The organism is Cupriavidus gilardii, assembly GCF_008801915.1.
In the GTDB taxonomy this organism is placed as follows: domain Bacteria; phylum Pseudomonadota; class Gammaproteobacteria; order Burkholderiales; family Burkholderiaceae; genus Cupriavidus; species Cupriavidus gilardii.
The window spans coordinates 1-551 of the sequence record NZ_VZOV01000072.1; the positions used below are offsets into that span (position 1 = coordinate 1).

The 551-nt window shown below is 64.1% G+C and carries 2 protein-coding genes; both read left to right on the forward strand.

Features of this window, described 5'->3' with window-relative positions:
- On the forward strand, positions 1-195 hold a 195-nt coding region (locus tag F7Q96_RS26470; protein WP_457912032.1), incomplete at its 5' end, for an ABC transporter ATP-binding protein C-terminal domain-containing protein.
- Between the two features lie 2 nt (positions 196-197).
- Positions 198-551, forward strand: a 354-nt coding sequence (locus tag F7Q96_RS26475; RefSeq protein ID WP_151023646.1) for an ATP-binding cassette domain-containing protein, incomplete at its 3' end; no start/stop codon positions are given.

Below are 551 nucleotides of genomic sequence, written 5' to 3' on the forward strand. Positions count from 1 at the left end.
GACCTGCAATCGCTGATCGACCAGCTGCGGCGCGAATTCGGCGTGGCCGTGCTGCTGATCGAGCACGACATGAGCCTGGTGATGGGCGTGTCCGACCGCATCCTCGTCATGGAGCACGGCAAGCCCATCACCACCGGCCTGCCCGACGAAGTCCGCGCGGATCCCCGCGTCATCAAAGCCTATCTGGGGGAATGACCGTGCTCAAGCTCGAAAACGTCAGCACGTTCTACGGGGCCATCCAGGCCCTGAACGAAGTGTCCGTGGAAGTCAACCAGGGGGAAATCGTCACCCTGATCGGCGCCAACGGCGCCGGCAAGACCACGCTGCTCATGTCGGTCTGCGGCAATCCGCGCGCCCGCTCGGGCAGGATCACCTTCCTGGGCGAGGACATCACCCAGCAGTCCACGCACATCATCATGCAGCGCGGGATCGCCATCTCGCCGGAAGGCCGGCGGGTGTTCCCCGACCTGACGGTGGCGGAAAACCTCAACATGGGGGCGTTCTTCCTCAACCGAGCCCAGACCGAAGAAGGCATGGAACACGTCTTCGAC